The sequence below is a fragment of the Rhodococcus sp. RDE2 genome (assembly GCF_020885655.1).
GTDB classification, from domain to species: Bacteria; Actinomycetota; Actinomycetes; order Mycobacteriales; family Mycobacteriaceae; genus Rhodococcus; species Rhodococcus pyridinivorans.
This window is the reverse complement of record NZ_AP025186.1, coordinates 669,721-684,248: the sequence shown is the minus strand read 5'-3', so window position 1 is coordinate 684,248 and position 14,528 is coordinate 669,721. Positions and strand designations below refer to the sequence as shown.

The 14,528-nt window shown below is 67.9% G+C and carries 17 protein-coding genes and 1 tRNA gene; 12 read left to right on the top strand and 6 right to left on the bottom strand.

Annotation, left to right across the window (positions count from 1 at the left end; all coding sequences use genetic code 11):
* Positions 1 to 13: 13 nt before the first annotated feature.
* Together LPH33_RS03205 and LPH33_RS03200 are read left to right on the top strand one after the other, a co-directional pair.
* Complete coding sequence (locus LPH33_RS03205; RefSeq protein WP_026061704.1) at positions 14 to 328, top strand: DMT family transporter; 315 nt, start codon at positions 14 to 16, stop codon at positions 326 to 328.
* Between the two features lie 65 nt (positions 329 to 393).
* Positions 394 to 1,224: an ABC transporter gene (locus LPH33_RS03200; protein ID WP_229567003.1), complete on the top strand. Its 831-nt coding sequence runs from the start codon at positions 394 to 396 to the stop codon at positions 1,222 to 1,224.
* A gap of 22 nt (positions 1,225 to 1,246) precedes the next feature.
* Here the strand turns inward: LPH33_RS03200 and LPH33_RS03195 are convergent, their stop codons facing one another.
* The gene (locus LPH33_RS03195) at positions 1,247 to 2,116 is read right to left on the bottom strand and encodes a ribokinase (RefSeq protein ID WP_160873718.1); all 870 of its coding nucleotides are present in this window, start codon (positions 2,114 to 2,116) and stop codon (positions 1,247 to 1,249) included.
* A 39-nt stretch (positions 2,117 to 2,155) separates the two neighbouring features.
* Positions 2,156 to 2,773: a TetR/AcrR family transcriptional regulator gene (locus LPH33_RS03190; RefSeq protein ID WP_016694819.1), complete on the bottom strand. Its 618-nt coding sequence runs from the start codon at positions 2,771 to 2,773 to the stop codon at positions 2,156 to 2,158.
* A gap of 134 nt (positions 2,774 to 2,907) precedes the next feature.
* Between LPH33_RS03190 and LPH33_RS03185 the strand changes: the two genes are divergently transcribed.
* From LPH33_RS03185 to LPH33_RS03155, 7 genes are all read left to right on the top strand, one after another.
* Positions 2,908 to 3,381: a general stress protein gene (locus tag LPH33_RS03185; RefSeq protein WP_088897523.1), complete on the top strand. Its 474-nt coding sequence runs from the start codon at positions 2,908 to 2,910 to the stop codon at positions 3,379 to 3,381.
* A 181-nt stretch (positions 3,382 to 3,562) separates the two neighbouring features.
* Positions 3,563 to 3,805 carry a hypothetical protein gene (locus LPH33_RS03180; protein ID WP_026061175.1) on the top strand — a complete coding sequence of 81 codons (243 nt, stop codon included), beginning with the start codon at positions 3,563 to 3,565 and terminating at the stop codon, positions 3,803 to 3,805.
* A 122-nt stretch (positions 3,806 to 3,927) separates the two neighbouring features.
* On the top strand, positions 3,928 to 4,110 hold the full coding sequence (locus tag LPH33_RS03175) for a hypothetical protein (protein ID WP_145692991.1): 183 nt from the start codon (positions 3,928 to 3,930) through the stop codon (positions 4,108 to 4,110).
* 94 nt (positions 4,111 to 4,204) lie between these two features.
* Positions 4,205 to 5,086 carry an iron uptake transporter permease EfeU gene (gene efeU / locus LPH33_RS03170; protein WP_088897525.1) on the top strand — a complete coding sequence of 294 codons (882 nt, stop codon included), beginning with the start codon at positions 4,205 to 4,207 and terminating at the stop codon, positions 5,084 to 5,086.
* A 43-nt stretch (positions 5,087 to 5,129) separates the two neighbouring features.
* Positions 5,130 to 6,269: an iron uptake system protein EfeO gene (gene efeO / locus LPH33_RS03165; RefSeq protein WP_088897526.1), complete on the top strand. Its 1,140-nt coding sequence runs from the start codon at positions 5,130 to 5,132 to the stop codon at positions 6,267 to 6,269.
* Positions 6,266 to 7,522, top strand: a complete 1,257-nt coding sequence (gene efeB / locus LPH33_RS03160) for an iron uptake transporter deferrochelatase/peroxidase subunit (RefSeq protein ID WP_229567002.1) — start codon at positions 6,266 to 6,268, stop codon at positions 7,520 to 7,522. Before efeO ends, efeB begins: the two co-directional genes overlap by 4 nt.
* Positions 7,523 to 7,569: 47 nt before the next feature.
* On the top strand, positions 7,570 to 7,866 hold the full coding sequence (locus LPH33_RS03155) for an FHIPEP family type III secretion protein (protein ID WP_145692988.1): 297 nt from the start codon (positions 7,570 to 7,572) through the stop codon (positions 7,864 to 7,866).
* Between the two features lie 37 nt (positions 7,867 to 7,903).
* Here the strand turns inward: LPH33_RS03155 and LPH33_RS03150 are convergent.
* Positions 7,904 to 7,975: transfer RNA gene (locus LPH33_RS03150), tRNA-Thr, on the bottom strand.
* 145 nt (positions 7,976 to 8,120) lie between these two features.
* On the opposite strand from LPH33_RS03150, the gene LPH33_RS03145 reads away from it, so the two are divergent.
* Complete coding sequence (locus LPH33_RS03145; protein WP_229567001.1) at positions 8,121 to 9,827, top strand: threonine/serine ThrE exporter family protein; 1,707 nt, start codon at positions 8,121 to 8,123, stop codon at positions 9,825 to 9,827.
* 9 nt (positions 9,828 to 9,836) lie between these two features.
* On the opposite strand, the gene LPH33_RS03140 is transcribed toward LPH33_RS03145, so the two are convergent.
* The 3 genes from LPH33_RS03140 to LPH33_RS03130 all read right to left on the bottom strand — a co-directional run bounded on the left by LPH33_RS03140 (position 9,837) and on the right by LPH33_RS03130 (position 12,496).
* Complete coding sequence (locus tag LPH33_RS03140) at positions 9,837 to 10,073, bottom strand: MbtH family protein (RefSeq protein WP_006551884.1); 237 nt, start codon at positions 10,071 to 10,073, stop codon at positions 9,837 to 9,839.
* The gene (locus LPH33_RS03135) at positions 10,070 to 11,461 is read right to left on the bottom strand and encodes a lysine N(6)-hydroxylase/L-ornithine N(5)-oxygenase family protein (protein WP_229567000.1); all 1,392 of its coding nucleotides are present in this window, start codon (positions 11,459 to 11,461) and stop codon (positions 10,070 to 10,072) included. The genes LPH33_RS03140 and LPH33_RS03135 overlap by 4 nt, the downstream gene beginning before the upstream one ends.
* A gap of 234 nt (positions 11,462 to 11,695) precedes the next feature.
* Entirely contained in the window at positions 11,696 to 12,496 is an 801-nt protein-coding gene (locus tag LPH33_RS03130; RefSeq protein WP_016692418.1) for an alpha/beta fold hydrolase, read from the bottom strand.
* A gap of 195 nt (positions 12,497 to 12,691) precedes the next feature.
* Here LPH33_RS03130 and LPH33_RS03125 point away from each other — a divergent pair, with 195 nt between their 5' ends.
* Positions 12,692 to 12,901, top strand: coding sequence for a hypothetical protein (locus LPH33_RS03125; protein ID WP_016692417.1), 210 nt, complete (start codon positions 12,692 to 12,694; stop codon positions 12,899 to 12,901).
* Positions 12,902 to 13,012: 111 nt separating this feature from the next.
* Positions 13,013 to 14,524 (top strand): alpha,alpha-trehalose-phosphate synthase (UDP-forming), encoded by a 1,512-nt coding sequence (locus tag LPH33_RS03120; RefSeq protein WP_016692416.1) that lies wholly within the window; start codon positions 13,013 to 13,015, stop codon positions 14,522 to 14,524.
* The last annotated feature ends 4 nt before the right edge of the window (positions 14,525 to 14,528 follow it).

Here is a 14,528-nt window from a genome sequence, read left to right as displayed (position 1 = left end):
AGCGTTGTACGTCATGGCCTGGATCGTTCTCGTCCTCTCCGGTGTCCTCGAAGCCGTGTGGGCCACAGCCCTCGGCAGATCCGCCGGTTTCAGCCGGCTCACACCGACACTGGTGTTCGTCGTCGCTCTCGTCCTGAGCATGGCCGGACTCGCCTACGCCCTGCGCACGCTGCCGGTCGGGACGTCCTATGCCGTCTGGGTGGGTATCGGCGCCGCCCTCACGGTCGGATATGCGATGGTCACCGGCACCGAGGCCGCCTCCCTGCTGAAGATCGCACTCATCACGGGCATCGTGCTGTGCGTCGTCGGTCTCAAACTCGTGCACTGACCTTCTCGGACACTGACGTTCTCCGACACTGACGTTCTCGGACACTGACCGTTACAGTCGGTTCCATGAACCTCGGGTCCGTACTCGTGATGCCGGTGCGTGTGGGTCTGACCGCCGCCGAGGCCGCCCTGAGCGTCGCCGAAACGGTCGTCGGCACCGTGCGGGTCGCGGTGCGGCCCACCACCTACTCCGCGCTCGGCGCGGTCGGCCTGCCCGACACCCGCAGCTCGGTGGGCCTGCTGCAGCAGATCTCGAGGCTCACGTCGGAGGACCGCGGACTCGGTCACGCGCTGCGTCCCGATGGTCCCCTCGACCGGCTGCTCGCGCCGGGTGGGCCGGTGGATCGACTCACCGAGCCGGGTGGCCTGCTCGATCGGTTGCTCGAACCGGGCGGGCCCGTCGACCGGCTCACCGCACCGGGCGGTCCTCTCGACCGGATCCTCGCCGACGACGGCGCCCTCGACCGCCTCGTGTCCGAAGAGGGTCTGCTCGATCGCCTCACCGCGCACGACGGCCCGCTCGAGCGGCTGCTCGCCCAGGACGGTGCGGTGGAACGGCTCACCGCGCCGGGCGGCATCGTCGATGTCGCGATCCGGCCCGGTGGGGTCGTCGAGCGGGCTCTCGCCCAGGGCGGCGTGCTCGACGTCCTGCTCTCCGAGCGGGGTGCCCTCGAACGACTGCTCGCCGAGGGCGGTCCGCTCGATCAGATCGTCTCGCTCTCGGAGACACTCGCGCATCTCACGCCCGGCATCTCGCAGATGAACGCGAGCATCGACATGTTGCAGGAGACGGTCGAGCTGCTGCGCGGGGCCGTCGGTCCGCTCGGCGACCTCGCCGGCCGGCTTCCCGGCCGCTGGTTGCGCAGCGGCAAGGGCGAGCTGCTTCCGCCGCCCTGACGCGGTTCCCGCTACCGCCGTCTCAGCGATCGGCGCGGCGGGATGCAACCAGCCGGGCGGCGTCGGCCGAGGCCCGGCGCGCTGCCGCGAACAGGTCCTCCCCCGTGCCGAGCAGCGCAGCGAGCGTGCCGGCGAAGTGGTCGCCCGCCCCCGTGGTGTCGACGACGTCGACCTGCGGGACCCGCAGGTGTTCGATCGCGTCCTCGGTTCCGACCACGACGTCCTCCCCGCCCCGGGTGATCACCACGGTGCGCACCTGTTCGAGCAGGCGGGTCACGATCTCGTCGAAGGGGGTCCCCGCGGGAAGACCCGCGTAGTGCAGGGCTTCCTGTTCGTTGAGCACGAGCGGATCGGCGCCGGCGAGGACGTATTCGTCCAGGTCGACGACCGGGCTCGGATTGAGCACGAACCGGCGGTCGTGATCGCGCGCCCACCGGGCGGCGGCCCAGGTCACGGCGGGGAGCAGTTCGAGCTGGGTGAGCACCACCGCGGGATCGAGGGCATCGAGTGCGGCGGTCACGTCCTCGGCCTTCAGCAGTGAATTGGCCTCGGGTACGACGACGATGCGGTTCTGTCCGTCGTCGGAGACGACGATGACGGCCCGGCCGGTCGGGCCCGGTGTGGTGCGCAGATGGGATGTGTCGACGCCGGCCCTCTGCTGCACGCCGCGCAGCACGTCGGCGGCGTGATCGCTGCCCACGGCGCCGACGATGGCGGTGGGAGCCAGGCGTGCCGCACCGATGGCCTGGTTCGCGCCCTTGCCTCCCGGATAGGTGCGCAGATGCCGGCCGAGTACCGTCTCGCCCTCTTCGGGAGCACGTGCCACGACGACCGTCAGGTCGAGGTTCAGCGATCCCACGACCGCCACCACGCATCGACTCGACTCGGTCACGGGGTCGAGCCTACGGCCGATCGACCCGCGGCGGCCGACCTACGATCGCTGCCCCTTCGTGTCCGGTTCCAGTTCGGGACAGACGATGTGGACGACCTCGTCCGCCCACGACTCCCCCACCTCGCCGTGACGCAGGTAGGCGCCGAGATACGCGCCGACGAGCATCGAGACGGCGGTGTCGACGTCGATGTCCTTGCGGATCGCGCCCGAGTCGATCGCGGTGCGGAGCACGTCGGCGACGACCTCGCTGCGGGCGTTGATGATCTCGCGGATCGACTCGGTGAATCCGGGTTCCTGGTCGGTGAGCAGTGCGCTGACACTGCCCATGCCCACCTCGTTCGACAGTCCCCGGCGGATCAGCTCGAGGGTCCATTTGACGCGGTCGTAGACGCACAGCCCGTCGGGAACGCACGGTGAGGCGACCTGCGAGTGCAACGCCGCGTCGAGGATCTCCTCGCGGTTCGCGTAGCGCCGGTAGATCGTCGTCTTCGCGACGCCCGACAGTGCCGCGACCGCCTCGACGGTGACGCGGTTGGGTCCGTGAAGGCGCAGGATCTCGAGCGCGGCCTTCACGATGCGTGCGTCGGTCCCGGCACGCTCCTTGACGGGACGCCGCGGCGTCAGGGCCACGGACTCCGTCTCGACCTCGCCGACCATGTCTACATCCTCCTCGCGCGGGCATACACCCGCAGGATTCCCGAGTCTCCCCGAAGAGGCGACCCCGAATCAAACACTACGAAACGATACGCTACGATGAGCGTATCGTTCCAATCGTCGACGAAGGGGAACGCATGACAGATATCTACGCACCGACACCCGGGCACCTCGCCGAATCCGAAACCGTCCTCGAGAGCTACCGCACCTACGACGCCGTCGAGCGGGCCATCGACCACCTGTCCGACGAAGGTTTTCCCGTCGAGTACCTGCGGGTCGTCGGCCAGGGAGTCACCACCGTCGAACACATCGAAGGCCGCATGACCAACGGCAGGGCCGCCCTCCGCGGCGCCGCCGCAGGCGTCTGGACGGGCCTGCTCTTCGGCCTGCTCCTGGCACTGCTCCTGCCGGCGACCGGCATGGCCACCGTGATCCTCGCCGCTGTCGTCTTCGGCGCGGTATGGGGCGGATCACTCGGCTTCTTCACCCACTGGAGCACCGGGGGACGCCGCGACTTCGTCTCGAGGAAGAGCATCGAGGCCTCCCGCTACGACCTCATGGTCGATTCCGAGTTCGTCGATCAGGCGCGCGAGAAACTCGCACTGCGCTGACCGACCGTTGTTTCTCCGATTCGAGAACCTCTTCGCCCACGCCGACCCGGCGTGGGCGAAGTCGTTTCCCAAGGAAATAATCACGCAAAAGGGATATTCCGCCCGAATCTCCGCATTCTCCCGATGCGGATAATCCGTGTTTGCCCGGTCATTTCTTTCCACTGATGGCATGATTCGAGTTATGGCCGGATCGTCGAATACTCCCCCGAAGCCCGCTGTGGGCTCGAAGGTCGTCGTACGCGCGGGTGTCGCGGGAGACAAGGCATGCCCCGGCACGATCGTCGAGGACTTCGGTCCTGCACAGGAAGCCGTGGGCGACAAGCTGGGTCGCGACTGGGCGCCCGTACGCCGCTGGGCCGTGGCGCTCGACGACGGACGGCTGATATTCGTCGATATGGACGCATTCGAATCCTCGAAGTCCTGATATCCGCTCCATTTCGTCACTTCCGTATTCACACGCCCCTGCAGTGACATGCGAGGGGTGAACCACCGGGTGAACTGCACCGGATCCGTTAACGCTCCGTGCGCCCGAACCGTTCTCCGGATATGACATGGATCGGTTGGCCGCTGCTCGGATGGTTCACGGCATCCCCGGTGGTCGCCCTCGTATTCGGCCGCGTCGCCGCGGCCCGCGACCTCCACGAGGCGCCGCGCACGATCGCGCCGGTGATCGACCTGTCGCAACGCAGGGCGAACCGCACTCCGCCCGAGCGCCGACACCTCCCGTGAAGCGATGGCCGAAAGCCCCTCCCGCAGCAGCATCTTCCAGGTGTATGTTGGCGTTCCAGAATCGAAGGTTCGCCTTACCTGAGTAGGTGCGTTCATGACGCTGCTCGCCGCCGATGCGCCCTCCGTCGCCACCCAGCTGGCCGGCTCCGGCCTGATCGGCCTGCGCGAAGGTCTCGAAGCCGGCATCGTCGTGACCATCCTCGTCGCCTTCCTCGTCCGGGCGGAGCGCCGCGACGCACTCAAATGGGTGTGGTGCGGTGTCGGGGGCGCAATCGCGATGGTGGCCGCGACGTTCCTGATCATCCATCTCGGTACCAGCACCCTCGACGGTCTCGCCGCGGAGATCGCCGCCGGAATCGCCTCCCTCGTAGCGGTCGTCATCGTCACCGTGATGGTGCTGTGGATGCGTACGGCTGCTCGCTCGATCTCCGGCGAACTGCGGTCCGGGATGGAGAAGGCCCTGATCGTGGGGCCCTCCGCCGTCCTGTCCCTCGCGTTCTTCGCCGTCGGCCGGGAGGGCCTCGAGACGGCACTGCTCATGGTCGGATACGCCGAGAACACCGCAGGGAGCCCGTGGCCACTCGTCGGCCTGTTGCTCGGCATCGCACTCGCCGTCGTGCTGTCCGTCCTGCTCTACGTCGGTGCGGTCCGGATCGACATGGCGAAGTTCTTCAAGCTCACCGGGATCTGTCTGGTGGTCGTGGCTGCGGGAATTCTCGGATACGGGGTGCGGGCCCTGCAGATCGGCGGTGTACTACCGGGCGCCACGGCGACCCTCTTCGATGTCTCCGATCACTACGATTCCGGCAGTTGGTACGGCACGGTTCTCGGCGGCATCCTCAACCTGCGCCCGGATCCGACGGTCCTCCAGTTCGCCGTCTGGCTCACCTATCTGGTGGTCGTCCTGTTCCTCTTCCTCCGGCCCGTCCCCGCCGACCGGCATGCGCGATCGGTGCAGCAACCCGCCGCCACGTGATCCCGCCCCGACCTCACGATCCCGCCTTCGAAAGGTTCCGTAGATGCGCCGAACCACCTGCTTCCTCGCTACGGCCGCCGTCCTTCCGTTCGCCCTTGCGGGGTGCACCGAGAAGGCGACCTCCGACACGGACGCCGTGTCGGTCACCGCGACGGACTCGTCCTGCGAGGTATCCGCCGCCGAGGGGGTCACGGGGCATTCGACGTTCGCCGTCACCAACAACGGTTCGAAGGTCACCGAGTTCTACGTCTTCGCGGCCGGTGACCGGGCACTGGGCGAAGTGGAGAACATCGGTCCGGGGTTGACCCGGCAACTCATCGTGAACATCCCCGAACCCGGCGACTACGAATTGTCGTGCCGGCCGGGCATGGTGGGCGACGGTATTCGCCGACCGTTCACCGTGACCGGCGACTCGCAGGCGGCGACGGACGCCGACGGGAAACTCGCGGAGGCAGCGGACGGCTACCGCCGCTACATCAGGAGCCAGACCGACGCGCTGGTCGTCACCACCGGTGAGTTCGTGGCAGCGGTCCGCGCGAACGACATCGCCGAGGCGAAGCGGCTGTTCCCGCTCTCCCGCACCTACTTCGAACGGATCGAACCCGAGGCCGAGAGCTTCGGCGACCTGGATCCGCGCCTGGACCTGCGTGAGGCCGACCTCGAGCCGGGGCAGGAATGGACGGGCTTCCACCGTCTCGAGAAGGACCTGTGGGTGACCGGTCCGCAACCCGACACCGGCGCGATCTCCGACCGGCTCGTCGCCGACGTCGCCGAGCTGGCAGGTCTGGTGAACGCGGAGGACTACGTCATCGACCCGACCCGCATCGCGGGCGACGCGCAGGGGCTGCTCGACGAGATCTCCACGTCGAAGATCACCGGTGAGGAGGACATCTTCTCGCACACCGATCTGTACGACTTCCAGGCGAACGTCGACGGTTCGCAGGCCGCGGTCGCGGCACTGCGTCCGATCCTCGACGAACAGGACCCGGCGCTCGGTGCTGCCATCGACGCCCGGTTCGCGGACCTCGACGCAGCGCTGGCCCGGTATCGAGAGGGTGAAGGCTTCGTCTCGTACGACACCGTCCCCGAACCGGAGCGCCAGGAACTGTCGCGACTGATCGATGCCTTGTCCGCCGAGGTCAGCAAGGTGCAAGGGGTTGTGGCGGAAGCCGCAGGACTATGACCCGACCGGACTCCCCCTCAGGCATCTCGCGACGTCGGTTGCTCGGCACCGCGGGTGCGGGGGTGGTTCTCGCCGGTACCGGGGCAGTGGTCGGTCGTGTCACCGCGCCCTCCTCCGAGGACGCCGCCGCCGACGCCGTGGTCCCGTTCCGCGGCGAACATCAGGCCGGGATCATCACTCCCGCGCAGGATCGCATGCACTTCGTCACCTTCGATGTGACCACCCGCGACCGCAACGAACTGATCGCGTTGCTGACGACGTGGACCGCGATGGCCGAACGCATGACTGCCGGCCTCGAAGCCACCGAGAACGGCGCGACCGGCGACGGCGGATACCGACCGCCGAGCGACACCGGTGAAGCACTGGACCTTGCGGCCTCCCGGTTGACCCTCACCATCGGTTTCGGACCGTCGTTGTTCGACGACCGCTTCGGCCTCGCCGACCTCAGGCCCGCCGCGCTGGTGGATCTGCCGCACTTTCCCGCCGACAACCTCGATCCGGCCCGCAGCGGCGGCGACATCGCCATCCAGGCCTGCGCCGACGATCCGCAGGTCGCGGTCCACGCGATCCGCAACCTCGCGCGGGTCGCCTTCGGCACGGCATCGGTGCGCTGGTCGCAACTGGGATTCGGTCGCACCTCCTCGACTTCGACGTTACAGACCACACCCCGCAACCTGTTCGGATTCAAGGACGGCACCAACAACCTCAAGGCGGAGGATCCCCAGGCGCTCACCGAGTCGGTGTGGGTGGCATCCGGCGACGACCGGCCGTGGCTCGCAGGCGGCACCTATCTGGTGGCACGGCGCATCCGCATGCTCATCGAACAGTGGGACCGCACGGTGCTGAACGAACAGGAAGCGGTCATCGGACGCGACAAGCGGGAAGGGGCGCCGCTCGGCAGGACGAACGAATTCGACGAACTCGATCTCGAGTCGAGCGGCCCGGACGGCCCGTTCGTTCCCACCACCGCCCACGTGCGGCTCGCGTCCGCTCAGCATCTCGGTGGCATCCGGATCCTGCGGCGCGGTTACAACTTCACCGACGGATCCGACGGATTCGGTCATCTCGACGCCGGACTGTTCTTCATCGCCTTCTGCCGCAACCCGCTCGAACAGTTCGTACCGATGCAGCTCGGACTCGCCCGGCACGACGGCCTCAACGAGTACATCCAGCACGTCGGATCGGCCGTGTTCGCATGCCCACCCGGAACGGTGGGGGAAGACTATTGGGGTCGGCCGCTGTTCGAGGCCTGAGATCTCCGGATCGACAACCGGACACAGCCCCGTGAGCGGAGGAACTCATGCACGACGACCTGCCTGTTCCTCCTGCTCCCCCTGTTCTGCACAACGGCACCGGGAATGCGGCACTGATCGCGGGGATCGTCGCCCTCGTCTTCGCATTCGTCCCCGTCATCGGAGACTTCGTCGCGATCCCTGTCGGGCTGGTCGCGGTGGTGTGCGGATGGATCGGTCTCGAACGTGCCGACAAGGGCACGGCCACGAATCACCGTGAGGCCCTGGCCGGTGCCTGCCTGGGCGCTGCGGCACTGTTCGCCGTGTTCGTGGTCTTCGCAGCGGTTCACAGCAGCACCGGATGAAACAGGCCCGCACGCTGTACGCGACGGGCCCTACCGGAGCCCCCTGTCAGGATTGAACTGACGACCGCTCGCTTACAAGGCGAGTGCTCTACCACTGAGCTAAGGAGGCACAGAACTCGACGGTCGCGGACGACGCGTGAGCGACGCCATCATATAGCGCGTCACACTCCCGGCGCGCACCCACCCGCCTTCGTTACGGTGGATTGCATGCCCACCCTCCCCGTTTCCCCCAGCCGTACCGGAGGCCGCGGACGGTGAGCCGCTTCGACGAATTCCTCGATCGACTTCTCGGTACCCGCCGCGCGACCATCGACGCGGTCACCGAGGCTCCGGCGCCACTCCAGCCGATCGATCTGACCGACGATGCGGTGGTCGCCGAGGCCCTCGACGTCGCCGTGCGTGTCGGTGAGGTCCTGCTCGCCTCGGGTACCGGTGCGATCGACACCGCCGAGCAGGTGCGGTTCGTCGCCGCCACCTACGGCCTGGCGCAGTGCGACGTCGACGTCACCTACAACTCGATCGTGCTGTCGGCCTATCGCGGACCGACGATGCCGCCGTCGAGCACGATGCGGGTGGTGCACTACCGCTCGATGGACTTCACGCGACTCGCGGCCGTCGACCGTCTGACCCGACGCATCCGCCGCGACGCGATCTCCCCGGCGCAGGCGCACGAGGAACTGCTCGCCATCACCACCAAGGCGCATCCGTACAACCGCTGGGTGGCGACGGTCGCGTGGTCGGCGATGGCCGCCTCGATCTCCGTGCTCCTCGGCGGCGACGCGCTGGTCGCGCTCGTCGCCTTCGGTTCGACGTTCGTGATCGACCGCGTCAACCGCAAACTCAACGCGGCCGGGTTGCCGTTCTTCTTCCAGCATCTGGTGGGCGGCATCGTCGCGACGGCCCCGGCGATCACGTTGTACGGGATACGGGAGACCATCGGGATCGAAGTGTCGCCGGGACTGATCATCGCGGCCGGCGTGACGGTGCTGCTGTCCGGTCTGTCGCTCGTGGGTTCGGTGCAGGACGCCATCACCGGTGCCCCCATCACGGCGTCGGCGCGTTTCTTCGAAGTGCTGATGATGACGGGCGGCATCATCGCGGGCGTCGCGACGACCCTGCGGGTCGCGTCGGTATTCGGCGCCGAACTCCCCCTCATCAGTTACGAGGCACTCCCCGACCTCACACAGCTGCCGACGAAGATCCTCGCCGGTGCCGCCGCGGCGTTGTTCTACGCCCTCGCCTGCTACGCCGAACGTCGGGCCCTCACGGTCGCCGCGTTCGCCGGCGCCACCGGCAGCCTCGGCTACCAGCTCGCGCTCGGGTTGTCGCTCGGCCCGATCATCTCGTCGGCGCTGGCCGCGACCGTCATCGGTTTCGCCGGTGGTCTGATGGCCCGCCGTGCGCTCACGCCCCCGCTGGTCGTCGCGGTCGCCGGCATCACGCCGCTGCTGCCCGGTCTCGCCCTCTATCGCGGCCTGTACGCGATGCTCCGGAATCAGATGGCCACCGGCATGACGGCGCTGTTTTCGGCGTTCGGTATCGGATGCGCGCTCGCCGCGGGTGTCACGCTCGGTGAGTGGCTGGCCCGCCGCACCCGCAATCCGCGCGGTGTCCTGCGCGTCGGCGCGTTGCGTCGCCCGCAGCTGCGGCGGATCCCCCGGATCCGGCTCGACAAGAACCGCCCGGTGTGGCGCCCGGCGCCCGGCCCCGCCACCGGTCCCATCCCGGTGGGATCGCTGCACACCGGCCCGATTCCCACAGCTCCCGGGACGGGCCCCATCGCGACGGGACCGATCGCGACCGGCCCGATACCCACGGGCCCGATCGCGTCGGGTCCGCTGGCCACGGGCCCGATACCCGTCGATTCACACGGGTCGTCGAGCAGGGAGTCGGGATCGTCCGTACAGACGACGAGAGCCACGCTGCGCTTTCGGCGCGGGCGTGACTCTCGGCGGATCTGACGGAAGCGTTCAGCTGCCCTGGCGGGCCTTCTCGTCGGCTTCCATTGCGTCGCGAAGGCTCTTCGGACGCATATCGGTCCAATTCTGCTCGACGTACTCGACGCAAGCGGCGCGCGACTCTTCGCCGAATACCACCCGCCACCCCTGCGGAACCTCGGCGAAGGTCGGCCACAGCGAGTACTGCTCCTCATCGTTGATGAGGACGTAGAAGCGGCCGTCTTCGTCGTCAAATGGATTCGTGCTCATCTCGCCTCACTTGTTGCGTAGGTGTGATGGTCCGATATCCTACCAAGCTCGTCGATTCCTCCCCCGGCTCCGGGCAGACGGAGCTCTCGGCGTTCGACGATCGAGGTGAGGATCTCACCCGCGCGGATCGCTGCGTTGGACAGCAACGACGCGGTCAGACCGTGTGTCTTCTCGGTTCCGCCCTGGAGGTAGACGTCGGCCGTGACGTTCTCCGGCAGCGGCAGACGGTAGTCGCGGGCGACGGACAGGACGGGAGTCTCGGGCGCGAGATCGCCCAGCAGCGGTGCGAGGGGCGCGGGCTCGAAGCCGGTCGCGAGGACCACCGCGTCGCACTCGAGGGTCTCGGTGTCGCCTTCGAGATTGTCGCGGATCTCGACGGTGACTCCTGCGTCGCTCTCGAGCGCCGATACGACCTCCGAGGCACGACGCATGAACAGTCGGCGACGACCGCTCACCCGTTCGCGGTACTCGGTCGCGTAGAGCGCCTCGATGAGTTCGGGCGAGACGACCGAGTAGTTGGTGCTGCGGTGCAGGGCGAGCAGCCGCTCACGCTCGGACAGCGGGGCCGCGTGCAGCTCGTCGACGACTTGCGGGTCGAAGATGCGGTTCGCGTACGGGCTGTCGTCGGCGGGGCTGTACCCGAAGCGGTTGAAGACGTTGTGGACCTCGGCCTGCGGGTAGTGCGTGTGCAGGTACTGCACGACCTCGGCAGCGCTCTGCCCTGCGCCGACCACCACGAAGCGCTGGTGCTGCGGCTCCGGCATGTCCTCGATGTGGAAGAGGAAGTGGTGGTTGTGGAAGCAGCGGGCAGACGCGACCGCCCACTTCGGGAGCCGGGCACGCAGTCCGACTCCGACCACGACGCTGTGCGCGTACACGACGGCGCCGTCGGCGGTCCGCACGGCGAACAGGTCGGCGATCCCGTTGTGGTTGCGGACGGTCTCGACCGAGACGACCTCGGTTCCGTAGCGGACGTCGGCGTCGACGCGCGTGGCCGCCCACTGCAGGTAGTCCTGGAACTCGTGACGCGTGGGGAAGAACGTCTGGTGGTTGACGAAGTCCACGAGACGGCCACGGTCGTGCAGGTAGGAGAAGAAGCTGTACGAGCTCGTGGGGTTACGGAAGGTGACCAGATCCTTGGGGAACGCGATCTGCATCGTGGCGCCCTCGAGCAGCATGCCCGGGTGCCAGGCGAAGGCCGACTGACGTTCGAAGAATCGTGCCCGGATCGCCGAGGAGGGGTTGTCGGTGTTGTGCTCCTCGACAGCGATCGCGAGCGCCAGGTTCGAGGGGCCGAAACCGATACCGACGAGGTCGAAGACGTCTCCTTGCGAGTTGCCCTCCGACCTCCCCGCGTCATCGGCGACAAGGCTGGAACGGTCGGTCATCACTCAACTTCCGTACTAGGGGGGCCGGAGGGGCCCGTGATCGGTTCGTACGAGACTCGAAGGTAGCTCAGGCTAACCTTTGTTCGGTGAGCGTACCAGTGCCCGACGGTCCGCGGGACGTCACGATCTCCCGGATCACAGGGACCTTCGTCGCATTTCGCAGACGACGGGCGCGGTGGATCGTGACTGATTCCACCGCGCCCGCCTGCCGATTTCCCCTGCCAGGGGACTCCCCTACGAAGCCAGGAAGTCCACCAGGATCTTGTTGACCGCCTCGGGCCGCTCGAGATAGCCGTAGTGCCCGGCGTCCGGGATCTCCTCGTAGCGCGCACCCGGAATGGCGTCCGCGACCTCGCGCGACAGATAGGCCGGGATCATCCGGTCGTCGGCGAATCCGACGGCCAGGCACGGCACGGTGATGCCCCGGTAGGCCGCGCGCCGATCGAACTCCCGGTCCATGCCGAGCTGCGCGCGCACGCCCGCCGACACCTTTCCGCCGCTGAACTCGAAGACGTCCAGCCAGTCGCGGGCGGTGTGCTCGTCGGCCAGCGAGGCCGGCGACAGATTCATCACCGCCGTGACGGCGGCCTGGTACTTCGGTGGCAGTTCGACGCCGCTGTCGTAGAGCTGGCGCTCCCCCTCGGTGAGCGTCAGCTGGAACTGGTCCATGCGGGCGTGGCCGGCCAGGAAGACGGCCTTGCGGACGAGCTCGGGACGGGCGAGCGTCAACTCCTGCGCGACACGCGCACCCATCGACGTGCCGATCACGTAGGCGGGACCGCCGAGCAGTTCGATCAGGCCGGCGGTGTCCTTCACCAGGTCGTCGATGGTCATGCCGCCGAGGCTCTCGCCCGACGGTGCGATGCCGCGGTTGTCGAAGGTGGCGACCCGGTAGCCGGCCTTCACGAGCGCGGGCACCTGGTGCAGATCCCACACGCGCCCCGGACTACCCGTTCCCATGATGAGGACGACGAGATCGCCCGTTCCCTTGACCTGGTAGTTCAGCGGGATGCCGTTCACGGTGGCAATGGGCATGAATACCTTCCTCGACGAGAGCGCGGTTGTGCGCCGCGGGTCGGCGCCGTGACGTCGCGCACCGGAAACACACACGGTGTACCTACAGCACGACCGTCCTACGGTACCGCGACGTAGACGTGCAGGACCGTGCCAGGACCGACCTCGGAAGGCGGGTGGCGGCGAGCTGTCCGATTCTCCTAGAGTCGAAGGACGATGCGTGCTCGCACAGAGCAGCGACCCCGGGAGGACATCATGGCCGCGGACCCGACCACCGCGAACGACATCGCCGACGAGGATCTCGAACCCGTCGCCGACGAAACCGCACGACAGGCGCAGCGAGTCGTCGCCGCCTACGCAGAGAATGCGGACGAGTGCCGCATGCTGCTGTCGATGCTCGGCATCGGTCCCAGCGACAAGCACTGACGAGCACGACACCCACCACGGTGCCGGTGACGGCACCCACCCTGCCGGGCCGGTGACGGCACCCACCCTGCCGGGCCGGCGACGGCACCGGCCCCGAAAGAGGACCACAACGTGACAGCAGGCGAAGCGGACGCAGCGGGGAACCACGACTCGCACGCCGGGTCGGACTTCGTGGTCGTCGCCAATCGCCTGCCGGTCGACCTCGAACGGCTTCCCGACGGCACCACCCGCTGGAAGCGCAGTCCGGGCGGCCTCGTCACCGCGCTCGAGCCGATCCTGCGTTCGAACAACGGCGCCTGGGTCGGCTGGGCCGGTGTGGCCGACGCCGAGTCCGGCGTCATCGTCGAGGACGGTCTGACCCTGCACTCGGTGCGGTTGAGCACCGAGGACATCGCCGACTACTACGAGGGGTTCTCCAACGCCACGCTGTGGCCGCTCTACCACGACGTGATCGTGCGCCCGGAGTACCGGCGCGAATGGTGGAACTCCTACGTCGAGATCAACCGCCGCTTCGCGGAGGAGACCGCGAAGGCCGCCGCGGAGGGCGCGACCGTCTGGATCCAGGACTACCAGCTCCAGCTGGTGCCGAAGATGCTGCGGATGCTCCGCCCCGATCTGACGATCGGCTTCTTCCTGCACATCCCGTTCCCGCCGATCGAGCTGTTCATGCAACTGCCGTGGCGCACCGAGATCGTCGAGGGTCTCCTCGGCGCCGATCTCATCGGCTTCCACCTCCCCGGTGGTGCCCAGAACTTCCTGTATCTCGCCCGCCGCCTGGCAGGGGCCCAGACCTCCCGCGGCAACATCGGTATCCGGTCGAAGCTCGGCGTGGTCCAGGTCGGCTTCCGCTCGGTGCGTGTCGGTGCCTTCCCCATCTCCATCGAATCGGGCCGGCTCGACCAGCAGTCACGCAGCAAGGCGATCCGCGATCGTGCCAAGGCGTTGCGCAAGGAACTCGGCAACCCGAAGAAGATCCTGCTCGGCGTCGACCGGCTCGACTACACCAAGGGCATCGACGTGCGGCTCGACGCGGTGCACGAACTCCTCGCCGAGGGTCGCATGGACCCGAAGGACACCGTGATGGTGCAGCTCGCGACCCCGAGCCGGGAACGCGTCGATTCCTACGTCCACATGCGCGGCGAGATCGAGCGGACGGTCAGCCGCATCAACGGCGAGTACGCCGAGGTGGGGCGTCCGGTGGTGCACTACATCCACCGGCCGGTCCCCCGCGACGAGCTCATCGCGTTCTTCGTCGCGGCCGACGTCATGCTCGTGACCCCCTTGCGCGACGGTATGAATCTCGTCGCCAAGGAGTACATCGCGTGCCGCAGCGATCTCGGCGGCGCGCTGGTGCTCAGCGAGTTCACCGGTGCCGCAGCCGAACTGCGACAGTCGTTCCAGTGCAACCCGCACGACCTCGAGGACGTCAAGGACAAGATCCAGGCCGCGATCGAGGTGCCGCGCGAGGACGGCCGCAAGAGGATGCGTGCGCTGCGCCGTCAGGTGCTCACGCACGATGTGGACCGCTGGGCCCGTTCGTTCCTCGACACTCTCGCCAACACCAATGCCGCCGGGCGCGCGCTGATCGCGCCGGGTGAGGCCGGCGAACCCGACCCCACCTGACGGC

Excerpts from the sequence above, each read along its gene's own strand:
- LPH33_RS03205 (WP_026061704.1), top strand. The coding sequence starts at position 14 with ATGGCCTGGATCGTTCTCGTCCTCTCCGGTGTCCTCGAAGCCGTGTGG.
- LPH33_RS03200 (WP_229567003.1), top strand. The coding sequence starts at position 394 with ATGAACCTCGGGTCCGTACTCGTGATGCCGGTGCGTGTGGGTCTGACC.
- LPH33_RS03190 (WP_016694819.1), bottom strand. The coding sequence starts at position 2,773 with ATGGTCGGCGAGGTCGAGACGGAGTCCGTGGCCCTGACGCCGCGGCGT.
- LPH33_RS03185 (WP_088897523.1), top strand. The coding sequence starts at position 2,908 with ATGACAGATATCTACGCACCGACACCCGGGCACCTCGCCGAATCCGAA.
- LPH33_RS03180 (WP_026061175.1), top strand. The coding sequence starts at position 3,563 with ATGGCCGGATCGTCGAATACTCCCCCGAAGCCCGCTGTGGGCTCGAAG.
- LPH33_RS03175 (WP_145692991.1), top strand. The coding sequence starts at position 3,928 with ATGACATGGATCGGTTGGCCGCTGCTCGGATGGTTCACGGCATCCCCG.
- efeU (WP_088897525.1), top strand. The coding sequence starts at position 4,205 with ATGACGCTGCTCGCCGCCGATGCGCCCTCCGTCGCCACCCAGCTGGCC.
- efeO (WP_088897526.1), top strand. The coding sequence starts at position 5,130 with ATGCGCCGAACCACCTGCTTCCTCGCTACGGCCGCCGTCCTTCCGTTC.
- efeB (WP_229567002.1), top strand. The coding sequence starts at position 6,266 with ATGACCCGACCGGACTCCCCCTCAGGCATCTCGCGACGTCGGTTGCTC.
- LPH33_RS03155 (WP_145692988.1), top strand. The coding sequence starts at position 7,570 with ATGCACGACGACCTGCCTGTTCCTCCTGCTCCCCCTGTTCTGCACAAC.
- LPH33_RS03140 (WP_006551884.1), bottom strand. The coding sequence starts at position 10,073 with ATGAGCACGAATCCATTTGACGACGAAGACGGCCGCTTCTACGTCCTC.
- LPH33_RS03135 (WP_229567000.1), bottom strand. The coding sequence starts at position 11,461 with ATGACCGACCGTTCCAGCCTTGTCGCCGATGACGCGGGGAGGTCGGAG.
- LPH33_RS03130 (WP_016692418.1), bottom strand. The coding sequence starts at position 12,496 with ATGCCCATTGCCACCGTGAACGGCATCCCGCTGAACTACCAGGTCAAG.
- LPH33_RS03125 (WP_016692417.1), top strand. The coding sequence starts at position 12,692 with ATGCGTGCTCGCACAGAGCAGCGACCCCGGGAGGACATCATGGCCGCG.